Consider the following 26,522-nt stretch of genomic DNA (forward strand, 5'->3'; position numbering starts at 1 on the left):
CCGGGTGCCCGGCGTCAGGGCCCCGCCCGGAACTCGTGCCGCTGCCCGGCCTGCAGGAACACCTCCTGCTGCCCCACCCGGACCAGCACCGGCGCGGCGTCGCCCGGGGCGGCGGTGACGGCCAGCCGCCCCGGTTCCAGGTGCACCGCCAGCAGCTGGTCCCGGTAGCGGACCTTAAAGCCGAGCCGGCGCAGCTCGACCGGCAGCCGGGGCGTGAAGGTCAGCGCGTCGCGGGTGATCCGGAGGCCCGCGAAGCTGCGCTGGACGACGTCGATGGTTCCCGCCATCGCACCCAGGTGGATGCCCGAGCTGGTGGTGCCGCCCTGGGTGTCGTCGAGGTCGGCGTCGAGCGCCTCACGGAAGGTGGCCCAGGCCTGCTCCGGGTCCCGCTGGGCCAAAACCGAGGCGTGCGCCACCCGGCTGAGGGTGGAGCCATGCGCGGTGCGGGCCAGGTAGTAGTCCACGGTGGCGGCCAACTGCTCCGGGGTGACCGGGTAACCGAGCCGGGCCAGGAACCCGGTGAGCTGGTCCTCGCCCAGGACGTAGAAGAGCATCAGCACGTCAGCCTGCTTGGCCAGCCGGTAGCGGTTGGGACTGTCCCCCTCCGCCTCGAGGATCAGGTCCAGGCGTTCGATGTTCCGGTAGCGGCGGCGGTACCCGGCCCAGTCCAGCTCCCGGAGCTCGCCATAGCCGGCGAACTGGCTGATGATGCCCTCGCCGTGGAAGGGCACGAACATCCGCCGGCTCAGCCGCGCCCACCGGGTGATCTCCGCCGTCGTGATCCCCAGCCGGGCCTTCAGGTCCTCCATGTCAAAGCCCCTGACCGAGCGCATAATCCATTCGGCCTGGTCGAAGACCCAGGCGGCCATGACGTTGGTGTAGGCGTTGTCCGCCAGGCCCGCGTCCGGGTGCTCCGGGGGGCCGGTGTGGTACTCGTCCGGGCCCATGACGCCGCGCAGGTGGAAGCGGTCGTCCGCGGGGTCGTGCTCGGCCATCGACGCGAACAGCCGGGCCACCTCCACGATCAGTTCGGCGCCGTGCTGGGTCAGCCAGCCGCGGTCCTGGGTGGCCTCGAAGTACTGCCAAGCGTTGTAGGCCACGGCCAGCCCCACGTGCCGCTGCCGGTGGGAGTAGTCCGGCAGCCAGTGGCCCGACAGCCTGTTGTACAGCAGGCTGGGGGTCTGTTCGGTGCCGTCGCTGCCGCTCTGCCAGGGGAACAGGGCGCCGGAAAGGCCAGCCGCCCGGGCCGCGTCCCGCGCCGTCCCCAGCCGGCGCCACCGGTAGTCCAGCAACTCGCGGGCCGAGGACGGCAGCCGCGAGTTCAGCACCGGCAGGACGAAGAGCTCGTCCCAGAAGACGTGCCCCCGGTAGCCCTCCCCGTGCAGGCCGCGGGCCGGGACGCCGGCGTCCAGCTCGGCGGTGTGCAGGGTGAGGGTCTGCAGCACGTGGAAGACGTGCAGGTTGAGGATCAGCTGGGCCTGGGAGGGGGCATCCGAGTCGATGATGAACGGGGCCAGCAGCAGGGACCAGGCCCGCTCGTGGTCGGCCAGCAGCTGGTCGAAGATGCCGGCGCGGGCCAGCACCGCCTGCGCTCCCGCCAGCGGCGAGGACACCGCATGGTCCCGGGAGGTGGCCACCGCAACGGTCTTGGTGACCGTGACCGGGGCTCCCTCCCCCACGGCGGCCTCCAGGCGGTGGGCGTAGAGGCCGGCGGACTGGTGGTAGGCGGTGTTCGCCGGGCCGGAGGCCTCGGTGCGCAGGGCCAGCGCGATCCCGATCCGGCTGCGGCTGGTGCGGACCTGCACGTCGAGGCCGACGGCGCCCGGGCCGGGTGCGTTGGCGGGGTTTTCCACCGCCTGCACCCCGGTCAGGTGGCGCTGGGCGAGGCCGGCGTCCTCGGGGACGTTGGCGTTGCGCACCGCGGTGTCGCAGCCGCTGCTGATGCTGATCCGGCCGCTCCAGCCCTCCGCGCTGATAACGGTCTCCAGGGCCGCGAGGTGCGGTTCGGCCATCGACACCAGCCTCCGCTGCACCACCCGCAGCCGCCGCCCGGCGTCGTCCTCCAGCTCCGCCTCCCGGGTCAGCAGCGCGCGTTTCAGGTCCAGGGTGCGCCGTTCCCGGCGCAGCCGCAGCCCGCCCTCCGACCACCACGGCCCGTCCTCGATCCGCAGGTCCAGGTGCAGCCAGTCCGGGATGTTCACCATGTGCTCGTCCGTGGTCCGCTGGCCCTCCACCGTGCTGGTGAGCCGGTTGTACACGCCGGCCAGGTAGCTCCCAGGGTAGTGGATGGGGCCGGCGCGCTGTTCCGGGGCCGTCCCGCGGGTGGCCAGGTAGCCGTTGCCCAGGGTGGTCAGCGCTTCCCGGTGCCCCTCGTGCGCCGGGTCGAAGCCCTCGTAGACCAAGAGCCAGGGGTGGGTGATGACCAGGCCGATGTCCAGTTCGCTGACGTCCTCCACCACGATGTGCGCGCCGGCGGCCTCCAGAGCCGCGCGGTGGCCGTCCCGGTCGATGCCGACCACCAGCCCGAAGCCGCCCCGGCGTCCCGCCCGCACCCCGGCCACCGAGGCTTCGATCACCATGGCCCGGCGGGGCGGGATGTCCAGCTTCCGGACCGCCTCCAGCGGGAGGGCGGGGGCGGGTTTGCCGGGCAGGCCCCGGTGCGCGGCGGTCTGCCCGTCGGCGATCTGGTCGAAGGCGCCGTCGAGTCCGACGGCGGCGAGCAGCGGCGCCGCGTGCGGGGCGGAGGTGGCCAGCAGCACCGGGACGCGACCGGCCCGGAGCCGTTCCAGCAGGGCGACGGAGCCGGGGTAGGCCCGTGGCGGGTCGGCCGCCAGCGCCGCGGCGAAGAGCTCGTCCTGCCTGGCGCCCAGCCCCGCCGCCGTCCACTCCCCCGGCGGGTCGGCGGGGTGTCCGGCCGGCAGCGCCGCACCGCGGGAGGCCAGGAAGTCCGCCACCCCCTCGGCGGGGGTTCGGCCGTCCAGGTAAGCGGTGAAGTCGGCGGGGGTAGGCGGGCCGCGCCGGGCGGTGGCCGGCAGCCGGGGGTCACGCAGGACCTCGTCCAGCAGGATCCGCCAGGCCGCGGCGCGTTGTTCGGCGGTATCCAGCAGCACGCCGTCGAGTTCGAAGACGACGGCGTCCACCGGCGCCAGTGCTGCGGCGACTGTGGGCGAGACCGTCATGCGTTATTCGTACCAGCCTTCCCGGGCGTGCGACAGGCCCGCGTCACGGTCAGCGGTGCACCTCATCGGCACCGTCAGCGGAGGAGGGCATCGAGGGTGGTGAAGCCGTAGCCCGCCGCCCGGAGCCGCGCGATCAACTGCGGCAGGGCGTCGGCGTCGAGGGTGCTGCCGTCGTCGGGGTTGGAGCCGATGTGCATCAGGACAATCTCGCCGGGGCGCAGCCCGGCGAGGGTCCGGTCCAGCACGGTCTGGACGCTGATGCCGCCGCTGGTTCCCTTCCAGCCCAGCGTGTCCACGGTCCAGCGGACCGCGACGTAGCCCAGGGCGTTGACGGCGGCGATGGTGCGCGCGTCCCGCTCGCCAAAAGGGAACCGGAACAGCGGCCGGGCGGTCCCGCCGGCGGCGCTGATGGCGGCCTCCGCGCCGGCGAGCTGCTGGGCGATCTGGGCGTCGGTCAGGCCGGTGAAGCCGGGGTGGGTCATCGAGTGGTTGCCGATCCGGTGCCCTCCGGCCACGATCGCGGCCACCCACGCCGGATTGCCGGACGCCCACGCGCCGGTGAGGAAGAACGTCCCCCGCACACCCGTCGCGGAGAGGGTCTGCAGGATGCTGGGCAGCCCGGCGGAGTTGGCCCCGGCGTCGAAGGTCAGGGCGACCACCGGCCCGGCGCCGGGGATGACCTCGACGTCGGCGCCCCGGAGCGCGGCCGGAAACGGGTCCGCGGGCGGGGCGGGCGGTTGCGGTGGCACAGGTGCCGGTTCGGGCGGGGCGGAAGGCTGGGGTGCCGGTGGCGCGGGAGGTACGGGCGGCGCGGGTGGCTCCGCGGCGGGCGGCGCCGGTACGCCCGGCTCAGGCGCGGACGACGACGCGGCCGGCGACGGGGTCGCCGTCGTCGTGGCTGCGGAGGGCGACGACGAGGACGACGGCGGCACGGACAGTGTGGCCGGGGATCCGCCCTGCGGGCCCGAACCCCGCGGCCCCGAGGCCAGCAGCACCGCTCCGGCCACCGCGGCCGCCACGAGCAGGACGGCGAGCACCGCCGCCAGGAGCCGGCGCTGACCGCCGGCGGGGATCGACCACATGCCCCACCGTGACCCCGGATCCGCTGCCCGGGATAGGGCTCAAAGACCCCTCCAACGGCCCCGGAAACCCGCCGTCCCCGGGCAGTAGGATGCTGGAAGAGGCACATCCCGGAATCGGCGCTGAGGCAAGGCAGGACCCCCGTGAAAACTCTCTTCCGGTACCCGCTGGTGGCAGGCACCCTGGCCGTCCTGCTGGCCGTGATCCTGCTGCTGGTGTCCGGCCAGGAGGGCATCGCCCGCTGGACTGCCAGCCTCTACGCCCTGGCCGTCGCCGCGTACCTGGCGGTGGGCATGGTCCGCCGGCTGATGGGCGGCACCTGGGGCATCGACATTCTGGCCGTGACCGCGATCGTCAGCACCGTGCTGGTGGGCGAGTTCGTCGCCTCCATGATCATTGTGCTGATGATGGCCGGCGGCACGGCGCTGGAGGACTTCGCGGCGGGCCGGGCCAAGGCGGAACTGACCGCGCTCCTCGAACGCGTCCCGCAAACGGCGCACCGCGAGCGCGCCGGTGTGGCGGCGGACGGCACCCACGGTGACGGCAGCCTGGCCGACGGCCAGCACGAGGATGTGGCCGCCACCGACGTACGGATCGGCGACATCCTGCTGGTCCGCCCCGGCGAGGTGGTGCCTCTGGACGGGGTCCTGCTTTCCGACTCCGGCACCTTCGACGAATCGTCCCTCACCGGAGAGAGCCTGCCCGTTGAACGGGCGGCCGGGGAGAACCTGATGAGCGGGTCGCTGAACGGGGAGGCGGCAGTCCGGATGCGGGTCACGGCCCGGATGGAGGACTCCCAGTACAGCCGGATCGTGGCCCTGGTCCGGGAAGCCGCGGAAAGCAAGGCGCCGATGGTCCGGCTGGCCGACCGCTACGCCGTCCCCTTCACGGGCCTGGCGTACGTGCTGGGCGCCGTCGGCTGGATCATCAGCGGCAGCCCCGCCCGCTTCGCCGAGGTGTTGGTGGTGGCCACGCCCTGCCCGCTGCTGATCGCCGCGCCGGTGGCCTTCCTGGGCGGGATGAGCCGCGCCGCCCGCGGCGGGATCATCGTCAAGTACGCCGGGGTGCTGGAGCTGCTGGGCCGGATCCGCACCGCCGCGTTCGACAAGACCGGCACCCTGACCTACGGCCGGCCGGCGCTGGTGGAAATCCGCACCACGGGCACCCTGGACGAGGACGAGGTGCTGCGCCTGGCCGCGTCCGCGGAGCAGTACTCCTCCCACGTGCTCGCCGCCTCCGTGATGGACGCCGCGAGGGCCCGGGTGCTGGGCTTCCACAGCGCCTCCGAGGCCACCGAGTACGCCACGCACGGCGTCCGGGCCCGGCTGGACGGGCGGGACGTGGTGGTGGGGAAACCGAATTTTGTGGCCGAAGCGGCCGAGGGCGTGGTGGAGACGGATCTGGTGTCCGGGCAGCTGGGCATCTATGTGGGGGTGGACGGAAAATTCGTCGGCTGCCTGGTGATGAGCGACCCACTCCGGGACGAGGCGCGCCGCACCCTGGGCGAGCTCCAGCACCTGGGTGTCACGCAGACCGTGATGCTCACCGGCGACGCCCTGGCCACCGCCGAGCACATCGCGGACGCGGCCGGCCTCACGGACGTCCGGGCCGAGTGTCTGCCCCCGGACAAGGTGGAAGCGGTGCGGTCCCTGCCGCTGCGGCCGGTGATGATGGTGGGCGACGGCGTCAACGACGCCCCCGTCCTCGCCGTCGCCGACGTCGGGATCGCGATGGGCGCGCGGGGTTCGACGGCGGCTGGCGAGTCGGCCGACGTGGTGATCATCCTGGATGACCTGTCCAAGGTGGCCTCGGCAGTACGGATCGGCCAGCGCACCGTGAAAGTGGCGCTGCAGAGCATTTGGATCGGCATCGCGATGAGCGTGGCCCTGATGGTGGCGGCCGCCGCGGGCTACGTCCCGGCGATCGCCGGTGCCCTGTCCCAGGAGGTGGTGGACCTCGCCACCATCCTGAACGCGCTCCGGGCGCTGAGTGCGGGCGGCACGGGCACGGGCCGGAACCCGGCACCGGGGACGGGCACGGGGACGAAGGGACCGTAGAAAGCGCCGGTTATCAGGCGATGGGCTGCGAGGCGGCCCAGGAGGCGAGGAGGCTCAGCCGTTCCGCTGAGGGTGACCCGGGTTCGGCCGAGTAGACAAGGAGCACGTGGCCGGGATCGGCCGTGACGGCGAGCTCCTCGTAGGCCAGGGTGAGCTCCCCGACCACCGGGTGCGTAAAGCGTTTGGTCCCCGACCCGTGGGTGCGCACGTCATGGGCCCCCCAGAGCCGGCGGAAGACGTCGCTTCGGGTGGACAACTCGCCGACGAGGTCCTGGAGGAGCTTGTTGTGCGGGTCCCGGCCGGCTTCCGCCCGCATGATCGCCACGCACATGTCGGCGAAGAGGTCCCAATCGGGATAGAAGTCCCTGGAGGCCGGGTCCAGGAATTGGAAGCGGGCGAGGTTGGGTGTGCGTCCGCCGTCGCCAATCACGGGCGAGTAGAAAGCACGGCCCAGATCGTTGGTGGCCACCATGTCCTGGTGCGCGTTCCGGACAAAGGCGGGACCGTCGGTGATGGAACGAAGTGCCCATTGGAGGCTCGGGCGCAGGGCGGTATTCCGGGTGATGCCGCGGCGCCGCGAACGGCCCGAGGTGGGAATCCCGTCGGCGGCCCGGGCCAGGTCAAATAGATGGGCCCTTTCCGTGTCGTTCAGCTGCAGGGCCTCGGAGATGGCGTCCAGCACCGAGGCGGAGGCCCCTGCGATGGTTCCGCGTTCGAGCTTGGAGTAGTACTCCACGCTGACGCCTGCGAGCATGGCCACCTCCGAGCGGCGCAGTCCCTTGACCCGCCGGTTCGGACCGGAGGGTATCCCGGCGAGCTCGGGGGTGAGTTTGGCCCGACGTGACATGAGGTACTCGCGCACCTCGGCTCGATTGTCCATGTTTATGACGATACGACGATCCCCGCGGCGGAGGGATGCCCTGCCCGTACACCTCTTGACAGGGACTTCTTCGGCCTGCCGATAAGGGTTTTGCTGAATACATGACTGATTCCTCCACCCTCAACCAGACGGGCCGCCATGGCCGGTGGTTGGCGGCGCTGTTGCTGGTGCTGACGGTCTTTGGACCCATCTCCATGGACCTCTATCTTCCGGCTCTCCCTGCCCTGACCGCCGAGCTTGGCGTGAAGACGTCCACGGCACAGCTGACGGTCACCGCGTGCCTGTTGGGGCTGGCGGCGGGGCAGCTGGTCGCAGGCCCGCTCTCTGACCGCTTTGGCAGGCGAAAGCCGCTCCTGATCGGGGTGACCGCGTACGTCGTCGTGTCAGCACTGTGTGCGATGAGCCCCTCCATTGAGGTGCTGGTGCTCGCCCGGCTGGTCCAGGGCGTGGCCGGCGGCGTAGGGATCGTGATCGCCCAGGCGGCGGGCCGCGATGTGTACGACGGCGGCCGCTTGATCCGCTTTTACGGCCGGCTGACCGTTATCGGCGGCTTTGCGGCCATCGTGGGACCCTTGGTGGGCGGTGCGCTCTCCGCGGTGATGGACTGGCGGGGACTGTTCCAGGTCCTTGCGGTCATTGGCGCGGCGATTCTGGCCTGGGTCGTCGTCGGGTTTGGCGAGACGCTGCCCGCGGGGTCGCGCACCCCGGGCGGGTTCGGCCAGGTGGGCCGCGATATGCGGGTTTTGTTCCGGGACCGCGGGTTCGTCGGCGCTGTCGTGGTTCAAGGGTTTGTCTATGCGGCGCTGTTTGCCTATCTCAGCGGCGCCACCTACGTCCTGCAGGGCGTCTACGGCCTCTCGCCTCAGCAATACGCCATGGCCTTCGGCCTGAATTCTGCGGGGTTCATGGCTTTCGGTTACCTCGCCGGCCGGTCCAGCGAACGGTGGAGCATCACCGGGACCCTCATGGTCGGCCTGGCCATGTGCGCGGCCGGAGCCGGGGGAATCCTGACCGCCGGTATCACCCACCTGCCCTTGCCCGCGGTGATGGTCTCCCTACTTCTCCTGGTGAGCGGGACCGCGGTCACCAGCCCGCCCTCGACCACCATCGCACTGGCCGGCTATCCGACCATCGCCGGCGCCGCCTCCTCCTTCCTCGGCGCCGCACGCTTCGCTCTCGGTGGAGTCGCCGCCCCGCTGGTCGGACTCGCCGGATCACTCAGCATCCTCCCGCTGGGCCTGGTGACCGCCGCCGCGATCACCCTGGCAGCCGCGACCGCCCTGGTCCTGCTGCCGCGGTCGTCCCGCCCGGCACCGGCGGCAGGACCTTCCCCGGAAACACCCGTTCCAGAGCACTCCCATCACTGAAAGGAAACACCATGCACGGCAGCGAATTTAGCCAAATCTTCCCGCTGGGCCAGAAGAACGACGCGTATGCGCAGTACTTCACCGGCCAGAGTTATCTGGCGCCCCTCGCCTCGGGCCCGGTCCCCGTCAGCAACGTCTCTTTCGAGCCGGGGTGCCGCAACAACTGGCACATCCACCACGGCACGGACGGAGGAGGCGACCAGATCCTCCTCTGCACCGCAGGCAGCGGCTGGTACCAGGCCGACGGCGAGGCCCCCGTCAGCCTGGAACCGGGAACAGTCATCCACGTGCCCGCAGGCACCAAACACTGGCACGGAGCGAAGGCGGACTCGTGGTTCTCCCACGTCGCTTTCATCACCCCGGGCAATGACCTCAGCAACGAATGGCTCGAGCCGGTCACCGACGAGGTGTACGGCGGGCTGTCCCAGAACGGAGAAACAGAATGACCATTGTGAACGAAACGCTGACCCTGTCGAACGGCGTCGAGGTCCCCACCCTGGGGCTGGGCACGTGGTTCATCGACGATGACAAGGCCGCCGAGGCCGTGCGCCAGGCCATCGCGATCGGATACCGCAACATCGACACCGCCCAGGCCTACGGAAACGAGCGCGGCGTCGGCGACGGCCTCCGCACCTCAGGGGTGGCGCGGAACGAACTCTTCGTTTCCACCAAACTCGCCGCCGAGATCAAGGACTACGCCGGCGCCGTCGCCGCCATCGACCGGTCACTGGAGCAGCTGGGTCTTGAATACGTCGACCTCATGCTGATCCACGCCCCGCAGCCCTGGGATGATTTCCGTGGCGGCGACTACTCCGAGGGCAACCTTGCCGCCTGGCGGGCCCTGGAGGAAGCCCACCGGGCAGGGAAAATCCGCGCGATCGGAGTCTCGAACTTCCTACAGGCCGATCTGGAGAACCTCCTCGACCACGGAACCGTCGCTCCGCACGTCAACCAGATCCTCGTGCACGCGGGAAATACCCCCACCGATCTGATCGACTACTGCCAGTCGCGAGGCATCGCGGTGGAGGCCTATTCCCCGATCGCCCACGGCCAGGTCCTGAACAACCGGCAGATCGCGGCGATCGCCGAGAAATACGGGGCGAGCGTGCCGCAGCTATGCATCCGCTACACGCTGCAGCTGGGCGCCGTGTCACTGCCCAAGACCGCTAACCCGGCCCACATGCGGTCGAACGCCGAACTCACCTTCACAATCTCGGACGAGGACATGGAAAGCCTCCGCACCCTCGATGAAAAGAACTACGGCGAGCACGCCGCGTTCCCCGTTTACTCCGGAAAGTAGAGGAGACCCACAATGCCTGAAAAAGTAACGGCCGGCCGGGACACGCTCGGTGATTTCGCCCCGACGTTCGCCGCGCTCAACGACGACGTCCTCTTCGGTCAGGTCTGGGCCCGCGAAGAACAACTCTCCCCGCGGATCCGCAGCATCGTCACCGTGACGGCCCTGATGTCGAGCGGAGTGCTGGACAGCTCGCTCCAGCACCACATCGGCCGGGCCAAGGCGAACGGCGTCACGGCCGACGAGATGGCCGAGGTGCTGACCCACGCGGCCTTCTACGCCGGGTGGCCCAAGGCCTGGGCCGCGTTCCGCATGGCAACTGACATTTATGGCGGCGGTGGCCCGCGGTAGGCCGGTCCGGGCCTGACGCTCCTCACCCGCCCGCTGGCCGCCGCTCCGCCTCGGCGATCAGCGGGACGGTCCTGAGGTAGCTGTCCGGGTTCAGCGAAATCGAGTCGATGCCCTCCCCCACCAGGAACTGCGCGAACTCCGGGTGGTTGCTGGGGCCTTGACCGCAGATGCCGATCTTGATCCCGGCCACGTGCGCCTGGCGGATCGCCTCGCTGATCATCGCCATCACCGCCTCATCCCGCTCGTCGAAGAGCGCCGCCAGCCGCCCCGAGTCCCGGTCCACCCCGAGGACCAACTGGGTCAGGTCGTTCGAGCCGATGGAGAACCCGTCGAAGCGGGCGGCGAACTTCCCGGCGAGCACCACGTTGGCCGGGATTTCGCACATCATGTACACCTGCAGCCCGTTCTCCCCGCGGACCAGGCCGTTCTCCGCCATCACCGCCAGCACTTTGTCCGCCTCCTGCGGGGTGCGACAGAACGGCACCATGACGATCACGTTGCCGAAGCCCAGCCGCTCCCGGACCCGTTTCAGCGCACGGCATTCGAGGGCGAACCCCTCGCGGTAGCGCTCGTCGTAGTAGCGGGAGGCGCCGCGGAAGCCCAGCATCGGGTTCTCCTCCGCCTCCTCAAAGGCCGTCCCGCCCACCAGGTGCGCGTATTCGTTGGTCTTGAAGTCGCTGAGCCGCACGATCACCGGCCGGGGATGGTACGGCGCGGCGATCTTGGCGATGCCGAGGGCCAGGACGTCCACGAAGTAGTCCCGCGGATCCGCATACCCGCGGGTCAGCTCCCGGATCTGCGCGGCCTCGCCAGGGTCCGTGACCCGCTCCGGGTGGACCAGCGCCATCGGGTGGACCCGGATCAGGGAGCTGATGATGAACTCCATCCGGGCCAGTCCCACACCGTCCGCGGGCAGCCGCCACCATTGGAACGCGGCGGCTGGGCTGGCGATGTTGACCATGATCCGGGTCCGGGTCTCCGGCAGTTCGCCCAGGTCCACGTCCTCGGTCTCGAACGCCAGGCTGCCGGCGTAGACGCGCCCCTGGTCCCCCTCCGCGCAGGACAGCGTGACGGACTGGCCCTCCTGGAGCACCGCCGTCGCGTTCCCGGTGCCGACGACGGCGGGCACGCCCAGTTCCCGGCTCACGATGGCGGCGTGGCTGGTGGGTCCGCCGTGGTCGGTGACGATCCCGGCGGCCCGCTTCATGATCGGCACCCAGTCCGGGTCCGTCATCTCGGTGACCAGGATGGCGCCGTCGCGGAATCCCTCGATGTCCGCGGCGCTGCGGATCACACAGGCGGTGCCCTGCGCGATCGAATCGCCGATCGCCGCCCCGGCGGCCAGGACCCGCCCGGTTTCCAGCAACCGGTGCACGGTGAACCGGGACCCGCCCTTGCGCGACTGGACGGTCTCAGGCCGGGCCTGGACCATGAACAGCTCACCGGTTTCCCCGTCCCGGGCCCATTCCATGTCCATCGGCCGGCCGTAGTGCTCCTCGACGGTCACCGCCCAGCGGCCGAGCGTGAGGATCTCCTCATCGGTCAGGACAAAGGCGCGGCGTTCCGCCTCGGACGTGTCCACGGTGCGGGTGCGGGCGTGGCCGCCACGGCTGTAGACCATCTTGCGTTCCTTGGCGCCGAGGGTCTTCTCGATGATCGGGCGGATGCCGGCGGCCGCGGACGCCTCCCCCAGCAGCGGCTTGAAGACCAGGTACTTGTCCGGGTTGATGCTGCCCTGCACCACCGTTTCCCCGAGGCCCCAGGCGGCGCTGATCACGGCTGCGCGGGGGAAGCCGGAGTCCGTGTCGATCGAGAACATCACCCCGGAGGCGCCGATGTCCGAGCGCACCATCCGCTGCACGCCGATGGAGAGGGCGACGTCGAGGTGGTCGAAGCCTTTCACCTCGCGGTAGCTGATGGCCCGGTCAGTGAACAGGGAGGCGTAGCAACGGCGGCAGGCGTCCAGCAGTTCCCGCTCCCCGGCGACATTGAGAAACGTCTCCTGCTGGCCGGCGAAGCTGGCGTCCGGCAGGTCCTCCGCCGTGGCGCTGGAGCGGACCGCCACGGAGAGCCGGTCCGTCCCGGAGCGGCGGCCCAGCTCCCGGTAATGGTCGCGCAGGGCCTCGGCCAGGTCCGGCGGGAATTCACCGCCGAGGAAGAGTTCGCGGATGGCCTCGCCGGTCTCGCGCAGCGTGGCCGTCCCGGCGCGGAAGGCGTCCAGGCGTTCCCGCATCCCGGATTCGATGCCGTTGGCGTCGATGAAGAGCCGGTAGGCCTCCGCCGTGGTGGCGAAGCCGTCCGGCACCCGCACGCCGCGGGTCTTCAGCGCCCCGATCAGCTCACCCAGGGACGCGTTCTTGCCTCCCACCCGGGGCACATCGGCCATGCCGATCTCCTCAAACCACAACACGTGTCCGGGCATGCGGTCGCTCCTCGGTGGTAGTCCGTCGATGCTCCGATCCTGCTGTGGGCGGCCCCGCGGGGTCAGAGTCTTTGGGCCCCCCGGACGCCGGCCCGGCGGTGCCGGAACTCGCGGTGCCGGAACGCCTTGTACGCCCAGTCCGCCAGCAGCACCGCGGGGATGGCGGCGAGCGCGACGGCCAGGCCGCCCGGCGTCGGCGGCGCCTGGCCCAGCAGATCCGCCACAGGGCCCAGGAAGAGGAAAACGGTGAGCAGCCCCAGCTCCGCGAGCACCGCCCACAGCAGCAGCCGGTTGCTGGCCCAGCCCAGCCGCCACGGCGGGACGGTGGCGCTGCGGCAGGCGAAGGCATTGGCCAGCTGACCGAGCACCACGGTGGTGAAGGCGGCACCGGAGGCGGCCATCAACGCGTCCGACGGCGGCAGCACGGCCCCCGGCGTCCAGGGGCTCCACCCGGCGCCGAGGAGCACCGCCGTGTAGGCGGCCATCTCCAGCACCGCCTCCACCGGGCCGAGCAGCCCGAACACCCGGACCATCAGCGCCCGGTCCATCAGGTGCCGCCGCTCCGGTGGCCGCTTCAGGGCGCCCTTGCTGGGGGCCTCACTTCCCAGGGCCAGGGCGGGCAGCAGGTCGGTGCCGATATCCAGGGCCAGGATCTGCAGGACACTCAGCGCCAAAGGGAACCGGCCGCCGGACAGCGCCCAGAAGACGAACGGCGTCAGCTCCGCGACGTTGTCGGTCAGGTGATAGGTCAGGAAGCGGCGGATGTTGGCGTAGGTGGCGCGGCCCTGTTCGACGGCGGCGATGATGGTGGCGAAGTCGTCGTCGAGGAGCACCAGGTCCGCGGCCTCGCGGGCGACGTCGGTGCCGCTGAGTCCCATCGCGACGCCGATGTCCGCCTGCTGCAGGGCGGGCCCGTCGTTGACGCCGTCGCCGGTCATGGCCAGGACGTGGCCGCGGCGCTGCAGCAGCCGGGCGACGCGGAGCTTCTGCTCGGGTGAGACGCGGCTGACCACGACGCCGTCGCGGTCCAGGAGGGCGGCGAGCACCTCGTCATCCTCCGGGAGGGTGTGGCCCTCCAGCACCAGTTCCGGGGAGCCGATCAGCCCGGTCTCCCGCGCGATGGCGGCGGCGGTGAAGGCGTGGTCGCCGGTGACCATGGCCACCTTGATGCCGGCCTCGCGGGCGGCCTGCAGGGACACGCGGACCTCCGCCCGGGGCGGGTCGTGCAGGCCGATCAGGCCCAGCAGCTCCAGGTCCTGCTCCAGCTCATCGGCGGTGGCGCCGTCGGGGGCGGGGCCGGGCAGCCGCCGCTCGGCCACGGCGAGGACCCGCAGTCCGCGGGAGGCCATCCGGTCCACCAGTTCCCGGGATGCGCCGTTGCCGCCGCGGCAGACGGGCAGGACGGACTCGGGCGCGCCCTTGACGTAGAGGGTGGTCCCGGCGAGCGCGGACTCGCGCAGCCGGCGGGGGTCGAAAGCGAAGCGCCGGTCCGGCGTCGGCGTCGCGTCGTTGCCCGCGCCGCCGCCATCCGTTTCTTCGGCCGTCAGAGCAATCCCATTGCCCGTCAGCCGGGTGACAAGGGCGTCGATGGCCGCCTCCATCGGGTCCCCCTCGGCGATCCACCGGCCCTCGTGAAGGACGGCCCGGCCGACGGAGGCCGCCCGCGCGGCGGTGCCAAGACGCCACGCGGCCCGGAGGGCGTCCCCGGCGGGGGCGGCTCCGCCGGCGCTGACGTGGGCCTCGGGTTCGTAGCCCTGACCGGCGATGTCCAGGGTCCCGGCGGGGGTCCAGACCTCCACCGCGTTCATCCGGTTCTGGGTGAGGGTGCCGGTCTTGTCGGTGCAGATGAAGGTGGTGGAGCCGAGTGTCTCGACGGCCTGCAGGTTCCGGACCAGGGCGTTGCGGCCGGCCATCCGCTGCGCCCCGATGGCCAGGGAGAGGGTGACCGTGGGCAGGAGGCCCTCGGGGACCAGTGCCACGGCGACGCCGATCGCGAAGAGGAAGGCATCCCGCCAGGAGATCCCCACCAGCAGGGACAGCAGGAAGAACAGCGCCCCGATCCCCAGCGCCACGGTGGCCACGATCCGGACAATGCGCTGCAGCTCCCGGGCCAGCGGGCTCGGCGGCGGTTCGACGCGGCCGGTCAGGGAGGCGATCTCGGCCAGCCGGGTGGTGGCCCCGGTGCCCTCCACCAGCCCCTCGGCGGAGCCGACCACCAGGAACGTGCCGCCGTAAAGCACCTCCCCGGCGGCGCGGGGCACCGGTTCGCTTTCACCGGTGAGCATGGACTCATCCACCGAGCAGCCCGCGGCCAGGATGAGGCGCAGGTCCGCGGGGACACGGTCGCCGGCCACCAGCACGACGGCGTCGCCGGGGACCAGTTCCGTGGTGTGCACCTTGACCACCCGGCCGTCCCGCCGCACCGAGACCATGGCTGGCAGCAGCTCGCGCAGTTTCGCCGCGGCATGCTGGGCCCGTTCCTGCTGGATGTAGGCGAAGACGCCGTTGACCAAAATCACCACCACGATCGCGATGGCCAGCTGCGGCATCCCGGCGATGAAGGCCAGGACGGCCGCCGCCCACAGCATGACGGCAAAGAAGTGCGTCAGTTCTGCCAGCAGCCGCCGCCACCCCGGCACGGCCCGGCCTCCGGCAGCCGGTTGGGGCCGGTGCGCTCCAGCCGCCGGGCCGCCTCCGCCGAGGTCAGGCCCGTCATCGGCAGCACCGTGTTCCGGCTCCGCACCGGCGTGTCATGGATTCGACGATCCGCCCGCGCGCCTTCCGCGGGTTAGGGCCGAAAGTCCCCGGCGTGCGGCTGTTCCGGAGGGGGCTGGAGGCCCCGGCTGCGGCGTCGGCCGCCTAGCTGCCGGTGGCCGCCGGCGGTGCCTGCCGGCCCAGGGAGCGCAGGTACGCCGCGAAGCCCTGCGGTGCCCGCGCCTGCGTCCGCCCGGAGGTCAGCACCCGGACGCTGTCGGTGGCCAGGACCGTGAACGCCAGGCTGCGCAGGCCCTGGACCAGGGTGCGGTCCTCGTGCGATTGCTGCTTGGGGAAGCCGCCGGCGGCGAGGTAGGCGGAGGCCCGGACGCCGAAGTTGGCCCCGTAGATGTGCGGGTGGTTCTCCTCGAACGGGTGCCGCTCCAGCCAGCGGCGCAGCAGGTCCGGGTCCATGCCCACCGGGTCCGGTTCCACCGACCCCAGGACGGCGTCCGCCCCCGCGTCGGCGAACTCCAGTTGCCGGACCAACCAGTGCGGCGGGACCCGGGAGTCGGCGTCGGTATTCGCCAGCCAGGTCTTTCCGCGCCAGGGCACAGGGGTGGAGCGCTGGCCCGGATGCCGGCGCGGACGGCCCAGCACGGCGGTGCGGATGCCCGCCGCCCGGCTGGCCCCGGCGCTGCGGAGCCCGACGGTGAGGATCTGGAAGCGGGGGTCGGCCTCGACGTAGCGTCCGGCGATCTCCGCGGAACCGTCGGTACAGGAGTCCAGCACCACCATTACCAGGACAACCACCTCCGGGCGGGCGCGGGCCAGCTGGTCCGCGGCGGCCTGCACGGCGGACAGCGCGCGGTCCAGGTGCTGGTCCTCGTTGTGGACGGGAAGGACGACGGCGACCGTGTCGATCGCGGGGCGCCGGCGGGCGGTCATGGCGACGGTCATGGCTGCCGCTCCGGCGCCCGGAGGATTTCCAGCACGAAGTCGCGTTCCCGGTAGAGCCCGGCCCCGGCCCAGCGGAGCCGGTCGCGGGCCATGGCATGGACCGTGTCACCGTCCAGGACCCAGCCGTCCAGCGGATGCCGCCAGTGGCAGAGGACCAGGGTGCCCCCGGGCAGCAGCGAGGCTTCGACCCGCCGGAACAGCTCGTCAAGCTCCTCCGGGGAGAGGTAGTAGCCCACCTCGGAGACGACGATCAGGTCGAACCCGCCGTCGGGCCAGCCGTGCGGGACGGTGAGGTGACGGGTCTGCGCGGCGGGCAGGTGCTCCAGCCGTTCGGCGGCGCGGGCCAGGGCGGTGTTGCTGGCGTCGACGGCCAGGAAGGTTCCGCAGCGTTCGGCCAGTTCAACGCTCAGCGTCCCGATCGAGCAGCCGATCTCCAACCCGGCCTCGTAGTTCTGCTCCGGAAGCGTGGCAAGGGTCAGGGCGCGTTTGCGCTGTTCGTACCAGGTGCCGGTGTAGCCCCAGGGGTCCTCGTCGCGGCCGTGGACCGCGTCGAAGAGCCGCTCGGCGTCGGCGGCGGCGTAGCCGGCGGCTGCGCCGTGGGAGCCGGCATCGCGGGCGGCCGTGTCTATGGCTGTGTCCCCGGCGGTGTCCCCGGCGGCATCCCCGGCGGCGGGTGGCCGGGGCTGGTGCCAGGCGAAGGTTTCCCAGTGCCGCTCGAAGTGGGCCAGGAAGCCCGCCGGCAGCAGCACCTCGTCCCCGGGCTGCTCCGAGAGCGGGGCCACCTGGGAGGTGTGGGCGGCCATCGCCCGGGCCTTGGCCTGCTGGTCCTCCGGCCGCAGCGGGAACCGTTGCCAGTCCTGCCAGGCCGCGTCCTCCGGGGCGGCCCAGAGCCAGTACCAGATGGGAAATTCCAGCAGGCCGTAGCCGTGCCCGGCGGCTGTTTCCGCGGCGGCCAGGCCCAGGGTGTCGTGGTCGGTGTGGCCGTCGTGCCGGTAGGGCGCCACGAGCACAATCCGCTCGGCAGGCTTCCCGGTGTCCGCTGCCGCCTCCCGGATGGCCGCCGCGATCTCTGCCCGGTGCTCGGCGAGCCGGCCGTCGGGCAGTCCCAGGTAGCGGCGCCGGGGTCCGCCCAGCAGATGTCCCAGGGCGCCGTCGAATTCGCTGAGCCGCACCTCGGCCAGCCGTTCGGGCGTCACCGTGGGCGAATCCGGGTGCGAGGCCTCGCCGGCGGTGCAGAGCAGCACCCGCACGTCCGCGCCCAGGGCGTGCAGCCGGGCCATGAGGCCGCCGGCGCCAAGGGTTTCGTCGTCGGGGTGGGCGGCCAGCACCAGGAACGCGGTGGCGGCGAGCTCGCCGTCGTTCAGCGGCAGCTCGGGCAGCGCCGCGGCGCCGGATCGGGCCCAGGCGCTTTCCGGGGTGCCGGCGTCCTGGTGCGTGAAGCTCACCATGGCTCGTCACCCTCGAAGCCCATGAAGACCAATGAGCCCAGCTGCGCGTCGTCGCGCATGGCGTGGTGCTGCCGGATGTACAGCGCGAGGTCGGCCATGCGCTTGCCGTAGGCGGCGTCGAAGACCAGCGGTCCGGGCCCCAGGTTCTGGCTGACCAGGGCCTGGATGCGTTCGACGGCGCTGGCGACGGCTCCGCGGACGCGCAGCGCCTCGGGCCAGGCGCCGCTTCCGGAGAGGTCACCGGCGTCGATCCGGTCCGCGGTGCGGGCCAGGTAGGCGGTGAGCCCGGCCAGGGTGCGGTCGATCTCGCCCAGGTGCGCGAGGGCCACTTGGTCGGGGGCCCGGCCGCGGTCCTCTGCGGCTTTTAGGGCGTCCCGGTAGCTGCGGGCCACGGCCACGGCGCCGCCCAGCCAGCAGGCCGCCACGCCGATGCCGCCCCAGGCGAAGCCGGGGCGGCGGTAGTACCAGCCCTCGCCGCCGAGCGGGGTGGCGGGGACGGCGTCGAATTTCACTGTGCCGCTGGGAACTTCCCGCAGCCCCAGGCTGGTCCAGCCGGGGTCGGCGACGCTCACGCCGTCAGCGTGGAGGTCGACGGCGAACGCGGCGCGGCCGCCGCCAGGCAGGTGCGCGGTCAGCACGGCCCGGTCCAGCTGCCCGGCCAGCGAGCACCAGGGCTTGGCGCCGGTCAGCAGAGTCCGGCCGCCCTCTTCAGCGGCGGTGAGGCTGAGGCCGGGTGCCTCCGCGGCGAAGACACCCCAGGTGCCCTCGAGGTCCGTGGAGGCGCCGGCCTCCCCCGCGTCCCTGGCCTGCTGCAGGATCGCGGCCGCGTCCAGGTGCGGTTCCAGGATGCGGCCGGCCGCGACGTCGACGGCGGTGACGGACGCGAGCAGTTCCCAGAGGAACGCGGTGCGGCCGGTGCCGGGCGCCGGCGCCCATGATCCGGCGTCCGCGGCGAGGGACAGCAGGGCGGGAACGTCCCCGACGGCGGCCGCGACGGCGGCCAGGAACGGATCCAGCCCGGCGAGCGCGTCCGGTCCGGAGCTGATCCGCACGGCCTTGGGCGGGCGGGGGTCCTGGGTCGCGTTCATGGGTCCTTTACGGTTCGTGGCTGGCTCCGGGGGAGCCGGCCAGCGCCGCTGCGCCTTCCCCCGATTGAATCTCAGCTTACTTACCATCGGCGGGGATGGCGCCATCTGCATGACCGGGCTCCCGCGTCCCGGTACCGTAGCCGCAAATCCCCCCATGTGACAGGTGCTGCTGGTGGGGCCACTGGTACTATCAAGCGCATGCGTGCGGGAAGGCTGAACCGAGCTGTTGGGATTGTCATCGCTGTCATTGCCGGAGGAGCAGCGGCGCTCCTGTGGTTTGCCGTGGCCGCCGGCGGCCCGGCGCTCAGCGAATCCCCCGCCCAGGGACTGGTGTTTGGTTTTTGGAGCATCCTCTACAACACCGATGCCCCGGCCCCCCGCGTGATTCTGGCGGCCATGGCGATGGCCCTCCTCCTGGCGGCCGGCGTTGCGACCGTGGACCGGAGGATCGTCAACCGCTCCCGGCGGTCGCTGGACCCCCTCACCGGTCCGCTCGCTCCCCGGGTGGTGATGGCCGCAACCCGCGGTGAGTTCGCCGGCCCGGTCACGGTGACGGTCCTGATCCCCGCCCACAACGAGGAAGCTTCCGTGGGGCAGACCATCGCCTCCCTGCTGCAGCAGTCGAGGTCACCGGACCGGGTGATCGTCGTGGCGGACAACTGCACTGACCGGACCGTCGAACGGGCCCGGGCTGCCGGTGTGGAGGTCATCGAATCGGTCGGCAACACGCACAAGAAGGCCGGCGCGCTGAACCAGGTCCTGGCCGGCCTGCTCCCGGGGCTCGGGGACAACGACGTCGTCATGATCATGGACGCCGACACCGCGCTCGATGACGGCTTCCTTGCGGCCGCCGTGGACCGTTTTACCGCGGACAGGGCCCTGATGGCGGTCGGCGGGCTCTTCTATGGCGAGGAGGGCCACGGTCTGATCGGACAGTTCCAGCGCAACGAATACCTGCGCTACGGGCGCGAAATCAGCCGCCGCCGCGGACGCGTCTTTGTGCTCACCGGAACCGCCTCGCTTTTCCGGTCCCGGGCGCTGCGCACCGTGGCGGCCAGCCGCGGCGTCACGATCCCGGGCACCCCGGGGGACGTCTACGACACTGCCGCCCTGACCGAGGACAATGAATTAACCATCGCGTTGAAGTCCCTGGGCGGGCTGATGATTTCGCCTTCCCAGTGCACTGTCGTCACCGAGTTGATGCCCGGTTGGCGGACCCTGTGGGCCCAGCGGCTCCGCTGGCAGCGTGGTGCGCTGGAAAATATCGGAGCCTACGGCGTCACGCCGCCAACCATGCGGTACTGGGCCCAGCAACTGGGAATCGGGTACGGCGTGATCGCCCTGGGTTCCTACCTGCTCCTGATCTTCCTGATGGTGTTCGCCCTCGATGCCTGGATCTGGTTCCCCTTCTGGCTCGGGTTAGGCCTGCTGTTCATGGCAGAGCGGGTTCTCACCGTGTGGTCCGGCGGGTGGCGGGCACGGCTTCTGGCCGCAACCCTCTTCCCCGAACTGTTCTTCGATATGTTCCTCAACATCGTCTACCTCAAGGGCGTGGCGGACATCGCCCTGGGCAGGACGGCGACGTGGAAGCACCTCACCCCGGCGCCGGCACGGGCCTCCGAAGAAGCGGAGCAGGCATGAGTCCCTCGTTCCCGTCCGCCGTCCCCGCGGGACTGCTGTTTCCGGAATCGCTCCTTCATACCGACTGGTTCGCCGTTCTCGCCACCTTCGTCGCCATCAACACCGTGATGTACGCGGCCCTGGCCTTGGCGAAAGTCCTCCCGAAGGTCCACCCCACGGAGTGGATCCGTACCCGGAATGAGCGCGCCGAGAGTCGCAGCATCTACCCTGACGCAGACTAGGGCGGGGCCTACTCGCCCAGGGCCCGCTCCAGCCGGTCCAGCTTGCCGGTCAGTTCGCCGGTGTAGCCGGGGCGGATGTCCGCCTTGATCACCAGGGACACGCGGCTGCCGTAGCGGCCCACCGCCTCGGTGGCGCGCTTGACGACGTCGAACACCTCGTCCCATTCGCCCTCGATGGTGGTGAACATGGCGTCGGTGTGGTTCGGGAGGCCGGACTCGCGGACGATCCGCACCGCGGCGGCGACGGCGTCGTGCACCGACGCGTCGTCCGCGCCGGGAGCCGTCTCGGGGGCGGCAGCGGAACCGGAGGTGGGGGCGACTGGGGGACGGCCGGACGGGGCAACAGAAAAGGCAAGCAGCATGGCTCCAGTGTGCCCTCCGCGTCATAAATATGTGAACCCGCGGGTAACCGGTTCGCGCCGCCCCGGCGTTGCTACCCTGAGCAAATGAACCGGGCAGTAGACCGCAGGCCGCTCCGCGCGGACGCTGCACGCAACGTCAATAAGATCATTGCCGCGGCCCGCCAGTGCTTCCGTGAGCACGGGCCGGAGGTACCGCTGCAGACCATCGCCGTGACCGCCGGCGTGGGCCCCGCCACCCTTTTCCGGAACTTCGCGGACAAGGAGGAACTGGTCCTCGCCGCGTTGCACCAGCAGCTGAAACTGCGCGTGAACCCGGTGATCGACGATGCCCTGGCCGGGACCGATGCCGCCGAGGGCCTGTTCCGCATCGTGGAAGCACTGATGGCGGTGGCCAGCGATGAGGCCAATCTCCTCGGAGCTGTGGCCGGGCGCCGCGGGGTGCTGACCGGGATCACCGGGGACCTGATCGAGTCGGTCGCGATCCTGCTGGGACGCGGGCAGGGCCAGGGCACGCTGCGCAGCGACATCTCCATGGCGGACATGATCCGGCTGCTGGCCATGCTGATCGGCGTGGTGGACACCATGGAGGCCGGCTCGGACGCCTGGCGCCGCCCGGTGGCCCTGCTAGAGGACGCCATCCGGGCCGAGCGGCCGGACCGCCCGCTGCCGCCCCAGACCCTGGTGCCCGGAACCCACTACGGCACGGCGTTCGGCGTGAGGTTCGGGTCGCCCTCGGGGGCCACGTACCGTTGAGACCAGCCTAGCCGGCGCCACTCACGTTCGGTGCGATCGAAACGGCGCTACCGGCCAGCCGGCTTCGTCCCGAGAGCCACGGGCACGGCCGCCGGCTCCGGCTCGGCCTGGCACCCGGCGCAGCAGGCCACGTCCTGCTCCGCCGGTCCCGCTGTTGCGCAACAGCCTTCGCCACGCCAGGCGTTGATGCCCTCACGGACCGCGATGCCGGCAATGACCAGAGCGGCGCCAGCATCAGCCCACCACCAGCCCAAGGTGCCGTTCAAGACCAGACCAACGAGCAGCACGGCGGAAAGGTAGGTGCACAGCAGGGTCTGTTTGGAATCCGCGACGGCCGTCCTTGATCCGAGTTCACGCCCGGCCCGTCGTTGCGCCCAGGACAACACGGGCATGATGGCCAGGCTCAACGCGGCCACCACGATGCCGGGCAGCGAGTGCTGAGCCTCGCCGGCACCAGTCAGGGCCCGGACGGAGTCAGCGGCTACGAAGGCAGCGAGGGCGAAGAACGAGATGGCAATGATCCGCAGTGTTAGATGCTCGCGCCGTTCCGGATCCTTCGACGAGAACTGCCACGAGAGCGCCACTGCCGAGCCCACCTCGATGACTGAGTCCAGCCCGAAACCGATCAAGGCAGCCGAGTCGGCAACGTTGCCAGCCCAGAGCGCCACCACGGCCTCAACGACGTTGTAGGTGATAGTCGCGGCCGCAAACAGCCTGATGCGGCGGCTCAGCACCGAACGGCGTTCAAGGTCCGGCGCCTGCAGCGACGCCGTCATGCGCGGCACTCCCCGTCCGGGGCGCAGCACGCCGGATCAACGGCGAGAACAACACCGAGCAGATCCTTGATTGCATGGCCAAGCCGTGGGTCTGCCAGCTCATACCGGGTCCGCCGTCCGTCCGGAACAGCCACCACCAGCCCACAGCCACGCAGGCACGTCAGATGGTTGGACATGCTCTGCCGCGAGACACCAAGCGCCTCAGCCAGATCCGAGGGATGGAAGGGGGCTCCGGAAAGCGCCAGGAGGATGCGGGCGCGGGTGGGGTCCGACACCGCATGGCCAAATCTGGCGAGCACTGGTGCCTGCGTGAGAGTTTCCATGTCTCAAAAGTACAAGTTTCGATGTATTCACGCAATCCTGTACTTACCCGGCCGCGGCATCTAGGGGCCTGGTTGCGGCTCTGGATTTCGACTCCTGCCTCTCCTGATAAGTTCGGATCAAAGCTGTTGCGAAATTTGCGAGAACGGTTGACTCCATGAGCTGGGAAACCCTCGCCGGCGTGATCGGCGGACTGATGCTGGTGTACGCCGCACTGCTGGTCCTGCTGTGGAATTACGCGCGACGGCACCCCGAAACCGTGACCATGAGGGACGCGCTTCGGCTGCTGCCGGACCTGCTCCGGCTGGTGAAACGGCTGATCGCGGACGGCACCGTCGCCGTGGGGGTTCGGGTCCGGCTGGTGTTGTTGCTGCTGTACCTGCTCTCCCCGATCGACCTGGTGCCGGACTTCCTGCCCGTGATCGGCTACGCGGACGACGTCGTGATCGTCGCCCTGGCGCTGCGTTCCGTGATCAAGCGGGCGGGCCCCGACGCCGTGCGTCGGCACTGGCCCGGCACGCCCGAAGGCCTGGGGCTCATCCTGAAGCTTGCCGGCATGGGCGCCGCCCACTGAGACCGCTTTCACCCCGGCGGTGCGGAATAGCGGCCCGGACGCGTCCGTTGACGCCTGCATGAAAGCAATCACGTACAGCGAATACGGCACCCCCGACGTCCTCGAACTGACCGACCAGCCCATGCCCAAGGTGGGCCCCGGCATGGTCCTGGTCAAGGTCAAGGCCGCCTCCGTGAACCCGGTGGACTGGAAGATTGTCTCCGGCGGACTCGACGGAATGATGGACCTGCAGTTCCCCGCGATCCCCGGCTGGGATGTCGCCGGCGTGGTGGAATCCGTGGGCATTGACGCCCCACAGTTCCAACCCGGCGACGAGGTCATCGCCTACGGCCGCAAGGACTACGTCCATGGCGGCAGCTTCGCCGAGTACATCGCTCTCCCGGAGCGGGTCCTCGCCCGCAAGCCGGCCACCCTGGACTGGAACGAGTCCGCGGGCCTGCCGCTGGCCGGCCTGACCGCCTACCAGGTCCTGACCCGGCTCGGCGCGGGCGAAGGCAAGACCGTGCTGATCCACGGCGGAGCCGGCGGCGTCGGCTCCCTGGGCATCCAGCTCGCCAAGGCCCTGGGTGCCTCCGTGATCGCCTCCGCCTCGGAGAAGAACCACGACTTCCTTCGCTCCCTCGGCGCCGAACCCGTCACCTATGGTGAGGGCCTGGCCGACCGCGTGCGCGCACTCCGCCCGGAGGGCGTGGACATCGTGGCCGACTTCGTCGGCGGCGTGCTCGACGCCACCCTGGCCGTCCTGGCCGACGGCGGCAAGCACGCCTCGATCGCGGACGCCGAGGTCGAACAGCACGGCGGAACCTGGATGTGGGTCAACCCGGTGGGCACCCAGCTTCAGGAACTCGCGGACCTGGTGGACAGCCGCGGCCTGCGCGTGGAGGTCGCCAAGACCTACCCGCTGGAGCGCACCGCGGACGCCTTCCGGGACAACATGGAAGGCCACACCCGCGGCAAGATCGTCGTCACGGTCGACGGCGAGTAGCAGCCTTTCCGCCCCGACGGGCGGGTGATTCGAGGGCAGGTGCCGGGCTTCCGGTGCCTGCCCTCAGCCGCGTCCGGGCTCCCCGCCCGGACCGCCGGTGTCGTGGTGGCCGCCATCATGCTGCCCGGTGCCGCGTTGCCCGGTGTCGTGGTGCCCGCCATCGTGGTGGGCCGGCTTGTGCTTGGCCTCCTCGAGGTGCTGCTGGAGCTTCTCCTCGGCCTCGCGGCGGCGCCGCGCCAGTTCCTGCAGGTCGCGGGTGGACACTGCCCCGGTGGGGATGCCGCCGGCGGCGCGGGACGCGGCCGCACGGTCGTGCCCCTTCGCCGGATAAGCCGGGTCCGGTTGTGCCCCTTCCGGTTGCGCCCCTTCCGGGGCAGAATGCTCCGGGCCGGAACCCTCCGGGTCGCGGGCAGCGGCATTGTCAGGCTCGTTGGTGGTCATCACTGGATGCTGTCACCGGCCGCCGCGCACCGGCTAGGGGCTAAAGGCCGGGCACGCGTTCGCGCACCAGTAGGCGCCGCTACCCCCAGCCGAGCAGCCGCAACCCGGCCGCCGCACCGGCGCCGGCCAGCACCACCACCAGGAACGGCGCCCTGAGCAGCAGGGCCAGTGCGGCCGCGGCCAGCGCGCCCACCCTTGCGTCGAGGACCAGCGCCTGCCCGGAGGCCACCGCGTTGACCACCGTGAGGGAGGCGAGGAGCCCGATGGTCATCACCCCGGCCACGCGGGAAATCCGCGGGTTTTTCAGCCACGCGGCGGGCACCAGGTAGCCCAGCAGTTTCCACGCATAGGCAAGCACGCAGGAGAGCAGCAGCCATAGCCAAAGCGTCATGCGCCCTCCCCCGTGGCCGCCCCGGCGTTGCGCCCACGCCCGTGCTCACCCCCGGGGTAGGGGTCGACGTCGGGCTCCAGGCCCTCGTCACGCGGGCCGGAACTAAACCAGCCGAACACGGCGGCCACCAGCGCGGCCACCAGGATGGGCACCCCGGCGGGAACCAGCGGGACGGCCAGCACCGTGGCAAGCGCGCAGACGACGGCGATCGCCACGGGCTCGCGGCCCTTCAGCCGCGGCCAGAGGAGGCCCAAGAAGGCGGCCACCGCGGCGCCGTCGAGCCCCCACTGCTTGGGGTCCCCCAGCGCGCTGCCGGCGAGCGCACCCACGGCGGTGAAGATGTTCCACAGCACGAACACCCCCACGCCGGCGGTCCAAAACCCCCGGCGCTGCTCGTCCGGGTCCGTCTGGCCGGTACTGGTGGCAGTGGATTCGTCGATGGTGACCTGCGCCGCGGCGAAGCGCCGCCAGCCCTTGGGCTGCAGCAAGGCGTTCAACTGCATGCCGTAAATCCCGTTGCGCATGCCCAGCAGGGTGGCCGCGCCCATGGCGGCCAGTCCCGAGCCGCCGCCGGCCACCACGCCGATGAAGGCGAACTGCGAGCCGCCGCTGAACAGCAGCAGGCTCAGCGCCATGGTCTGCCAGAAGTCCAGCCCGGAGGCGACGGAAAGGGCGCCGAAGGAGATGCCGTAGAGCCCGGTAGCGACGCTGATGGACAGCCCGATCCGGACCGCCGGGGTGAGCGCGGTCCTCACCGGCGTGTCTGCCGGGGCGCCTTCGCCAGGCTCCAGGACCAGGCGATCAGCGGCGCCTGCAACGGCAGCCGGATCCCGTGCAGCTTTCGGGCCTTGGGAGATCCCTCCGGCCCGAAGGCCGTGCGGAGAGCGTCGACGTGGGCGGTCAGGAACACGGTGAAGAGGGCGGTGACGCAGCCGGCGCTGATTCGGCGGGTCCGGGGCAGCAGGAGGCCTGCGGCTGCGGCGCCCTCGAGCAGTCCCGTGGCGGCAACCCATTCGTCCCGGGAGAGGACCGCCAGCGGGCCGTTGCGGTGCTCGCCGGAGTCGTCCCGGCAGAGGTAAGACGGGACCAGCGGGGCGAAGAAGCCGGGATCCCGGAAGTGCTTTGCGGCGCTGGCCAGCAACAGTCCGCTCAGGGCGGTGGCGGACAGGGTTCGGGTTGCCCCGGGGGACCAGCGAAAAGGCATGCATCCATGCAACCACACCGCGGCGGCGCC

The 26,522-nt window shown here is 71.2% G+C and carries 24 protein-coding genes and 1 pseudogene; 10 read left to right on the plus strand and 15 right to left on the minus strand.

What is annotated here, in order from left to right:
* Window positions 1–14: 14 nt before the first annotated feature.
* Both QWJ39_RS06405 and QWJ39_RS06410 read right to left on the minus strand, forming a co-directional pair.
* Window positions 15–3,179 (minus strand): HAD family hydrolase, encoded by a 3,165-nt coding sequence (locus QWJ39_RS06405; RefSeq protein WP_290256900.1) that lies wholly within the window; start codon window positions 3,177–3,179, stop codon window positions 15–17.
* A gap of 74 nt (window positions 3,180–3,253) precedes the next feature.
* Window positions 3,254–4,261 (minus strand): polysaccharide deacetylase family protein, encoded by a 1,008-nt coding sequence (locus QWJ39_RS06410; protein ID WP_290256901.1) that lies wholly within the window; start codon window positions 4,259–4,261, stop codon window positions 3,254–3,256.
* Window positions 4,262–4,402: 141 nt separating this feature from the next.
* On the opposite strand from QWJ39_RS06410, the gene QWJ39_RS06415 reads away from it, so the two are divergent.
* Window positions 4,403–6,316: a heavy metal translocating P-type ATPase gene (locus QWJ39_RS06415; protein ID WP_290256902.1), complete on the plus strand. Its 1,914-nt coding sequence runs from the start codon at window positions 4,403–4,405 to the stop codon at window positions 6,314–6,316.
* 13 nt (window positions 6,317–6,329) lie between these two features.
* On the opposite strand, the gene QWJ39_RS06420 is transcribed toward QWJ39_RS06415, so the two are convergent.
* On the minus strand, window positions 6,330–7,196 hold the full coding sequence (locus tag QWJ39_RS06420) for a helix-turn-helix transcriptional regulator (RefSeq protein WP_290256903.1): 867 nt from the start codon (window positions 7,194–7,196) through the stop codon (window positions 6,330–6,332).
* 101 nt (window positions 7,197–7,297) lie between these two features.
* Between QWJ39_RS06420 and QWJ39_RS06425 the strand changes: the two genes are divergently transcribed.
* The 4 genes from QWJ39_RS06425 to QWJ39_RS06440 are packed head-to-tail and all read left to right on the plus strand — an operon-like array spanning window position 7,298 to window position 10,211.
* On the plus strand, window positions 7,298–8,563 hold the full coding sequence (locus tag QWJ39_RS06425) for a multidrug effflux MFS transporter (protein WP_290256904.1): 1,266 nt from the start codon (window positions 7,298–7,300) through the stop codon (window positions 8,561–8,563).
* Between the two features lie 11 nt (window positions 8,564–8,574).
* Window positions 8,575–9,009, plus strand: coding sequence for a cupin domain-containing protein (locus QWJ39_RS06430; protein WP_290256905.1), 435 nt, complete (start codon window positions 8,575–8,577; stop codon window positions 9,007–9,009).
* Window positions 9,006–9,863, plus strand: a complete 858-nt coding sequence (locus tag QWJ39_RS06435) for an aldo/keto reductase (RefSeq protein ID WP_290256906.1) — start codon at window positions 9,006–9,008, stop codon at window positions 9,861–9,863. The genes QWJ39_RS06430 and QWJ39_RS06435 overlap by 4 nt, the downstream gene beginning before the upstream one ends.
* A gap of 12 nt (window positions 9,864–9,875) precedes the next feature.
* Window positions 9,876–10,211 carry a carboxymuconolactone decarboxylase family protein gene (locus tag QWJ39_RS06440; RefSeq protein ID WP_290256907.1) on the plus strand — a complete coding sequence of 112 codons (336 nt, stop codon included), beginning with the start codon at window positions 9,876–9,878 and terminating at the stop codon, window positions 10,209–10,211.
* Between the two features lie 22 nt (window positions 10,212–10,233).
* Here the strand turns inward: QWJ39_RS06440 and ppsA are convergent, their stop codons facing one another.
* The 5 genes and pseudogenes from ppsA to QWJ39_RS06465 all read right to left on the minus strand — a co-directional run bounded on the left by ppsA (window position 10,234) and on the right by QWJ39_RS06465 (window position 18,823).
* Complete coding sequence (ppsA, locus tag QWJ39_RS06445) at window positions 10,234–12,633, minus strand: phosphoenolpyruvate synthase (protein WP_290256908.1); 2,400 nt, start codon at window positions 12,631–12,633, stop codon at window positions 10,234–10,236.
* Window positions 12,634–12,695: 62 nt separating this feature from the next.
* Window positions 12,696–15,349: pseudogene (locus tag QWJ39_RS06450) on the minus strand (cation-transporting P-type ATPase).
* Window positions 15,350–15,492: 143 nt separating this feature from the next.
* The gene (locus tag QWJ39_RS06455; protein WP_290256909.1) at window positions 15,493–16,287 is read right to left on the minus strand and encodes a glycosyltransferase; all 795 of its coding nucleotides are present in this window, start codon (window positions 16,285–16,287) and stop codon (window positions 15,493–15,495) included.
* On the minus strand, window positions 16,284–17,735 hold the full coding sequence (locus QWJ39_RS06460) for a bifunctional PIG-L family deacetylase/class I SAM-dependent methyltransferase (protein ID WP_290256910.1): 1,452 nt from the start codon (window positions 17,733–17,735) through the stop codon (window positions 16,284–16,286). The genes QWJ39_RS06455 and QWJ39_RS06460 overlap by 4 nt, the downstream gene beginning before the upstream one ends.
* A complete protein-coding gene (locus tag QWJ39_RS06465; RefSeq protein ID WP_290256911.1) occupies window positions 17,729–18,823 on the minus strand; it encodes an acyl-CoA dehydrogenase family protein in 1,095 nt (364 codons plus the stop codon). Before QWJ39_RS06465 ends, QWJ39_RS06460 begins: the two co-directional genes overlap by 7 nt.
* 198 nt (window positions 18,824–19,021) lie before the next feature.
* On the opposite strand from QWJ39_RS06465, the gene QWJ39_RS06470 reads away from it, so the two are divergent.
* On the plus strand, window positions 19,022–20,464 hold the full coding sequence (locus QWJ39_RS06470; protein WP_290256912.1) for a glycosyltransferase family 2 protein: 1,443 nt from the start codon (window positions 19,022–19,024) through the stop codon (window positions 20,462–20,464).
* Window positions 20,461–20,685 (plus strand): hypothetical protein, encoded by a 225-nt coding sequence (locus QWJ39_RS06475; RefSeq protein WP_290256913.1) that lies wholly within the window; start codon window positions 20,461–20,463, stop codon window positions 20,683–20,685. Before QWJ39_RS06470 ends, QWJ39_RS06475 begins: the two co-directional genes overlap by 4 nt.
* A gap of 8 nt (window positions 20,686–20,693) precedes the next feature.
* On the opposite strand, the gene QWJ39_RS06480 is transcribed toward QWJ39_RS06475, so the two are convergent.
* On the minus strand, window positions 20,694–21,047 hold the full coding sequence (locus QWJ39_RS06480; protein ID WP_290256914.1) for a thiamine-binding protein: 354 nt from the start codon (window positions 21,045–21,047) through the stop codon (window positions 20,694–20,696).
* An 84-nt stretch (window positions 21,048–21,131) separates the two neighbouring features.
* On the opposite strand from QWJ39_RS06480, the gene QWJ39_RS06485 reads away from it, so the two are divergent.
* A complete protein-coding gene (locus tag QWJ39_RS06485) occupies window positions 21,132–21,800 on the plus strand; it encodes a TetR/AcrR family transcriptional regulator (RefSeq protein ID WP_290256915.1) in 669 nt (222 codons plus the stop codon).
* A gap of 47 nt (window positions 21,801–21,847) precedes the next feature.
* Here QWJ39_RS06485 and QWJ39_RS06490 read toward each other — a convergent pair whose 3' ends face one another.
* Both QWJ39_RS06490 and QWJ39_RS06495 read right to left on the minus strand, forming a co-directional pair.
* Window positions 21,848–22,576, minus strand: coding sequence for a cation transporter (locus QWJ39_RS06490; RefSeq protein WP_290256916.1), 729 nt, complete (start codon window positions 22,574–22,576; stop codon window positions 21,848–21,850).
* Window positions 22,573–22,899 carry a metalloregulator ArsR/SmtB family transcription factor gene (locus QWJ39_RS06495; protein ID WP_290256917.1) on the minus strand — a complete coding sequence of 109 codons (327 nt, stop codon included), beginning with the start codon at window positions 22,897–22,899 and terminating at the stop codon, window positions 22,573–22,575. The genes QWJ39_RS06490 and QWJ39_RS06495 overlap by 4 nt, the downstream gene beginning before the upstream one ends.
* Before the next feature lie 155 nt (window positions 22,900–23,054).
* Here QWJ39_RS06495 and QWJ39_RS06500 point away from each other — a divergent pair, with 155 nt between their 5' ends.
* Window positions 23,055–23,471 carry a DUF1232 domain-containing protein gene (locus tag QWJ39_RS06500; RefSeq protein ID WP_290256918.1) on the plus strand — a complete coding sequence of 139 codons (417 nt, stop codon included), beginning with the start codon at window positions 23,055–23,057 and terminating at the stop codon, window positions 23,469–23,471.
* A gap of 58 nt (window positions 23,472–23,529) precedes the next feature.
* Window positions 23,530–24,456, plus strand: a complete 927-nt coding sequence (locus QWJ39_RS06505; RefSeq protein WP_290256920.1) for an NADP-dependent oxidoreductase — start codon at window positions 23,530–23,532, stop codon at window positions 24,454–24,456.
* Between the two features lie 63 nt (window positions 24,457–24,519).
* On the opposite strand, the gene QWJ39_RS06510 is transcribed toward QWJ39_RS06505, so the two are convergent.
* The 4 genes from QWJ39_RS06510 to QWJ39_RS06525 all read right to left on the minus strand — a co-directional run bounded on the left by QWJ39_RS06510 (window position 24,520) and on the right by QWJ39_RS06525 (window position 26,492).
* Complete coding sequence (locus QWJ39_RS06510) at window positions 24,520–24,897, minus strand: hypothetical protein (RefSeq protein WP_290256921.1); 378 nt, start codon at window positions 24,895–24,897, stop codon at window positions 24,520–24,522.
* 79 nt (window positions 24,898–24,976) lie between these two features.
* A complete protein-coding gene (locus QWJ39_RS06515) occupies window positions 24,977–25,288 on the minus strand; it encodes an AzlD domain-containing protein (protein WP_290256922.1) in 312 nt (103 codons plus the stop codon).
* The gene (locus QWJ39_RS06520) at window positions 25,285–26,043 is read right to left on the minus strand and encodes an AzlC family ABC transporter permease (protein ID WP_290256923.1); all 759 of its coding nucleotides are present in this window, start codon (window positions 26,041–26,043) and stop codon (window positions 25,285–25,287) included. Before QWJ39_RS06520 ends, QWJ39_RS06515 begins: the two co-directional genes overlap by 4 nt.
* On the minus strand, window positions 26,040–26,492 hold the full coding sequence (locus QWJ39_RS06525) for a hypothetical protein (protein ID WP_290256924.1): 453 nt from the start codon (window positions 26,490–26,492) through the stop codon (window positions 26,040–26,042). The genes QWJ39_RS06520 and QWJ39_RS06525 overlap by 4 nt, the downstream gene beginning before the upstream one ends.
* Between the last annotated feature and the right edge of the window lie 30 nt (window positions 26,493–26,522).

Origin of the sequence: Arthrobacter sp. YD4 (assembly GCF_030410515.1) — a bacterium.
Taxonomy (GTDB): domain Bacteria; phylum Actinomycetota; class Actinomycetes; order Actinomycetales; family Micrococcaceae; genus Arthrobacter.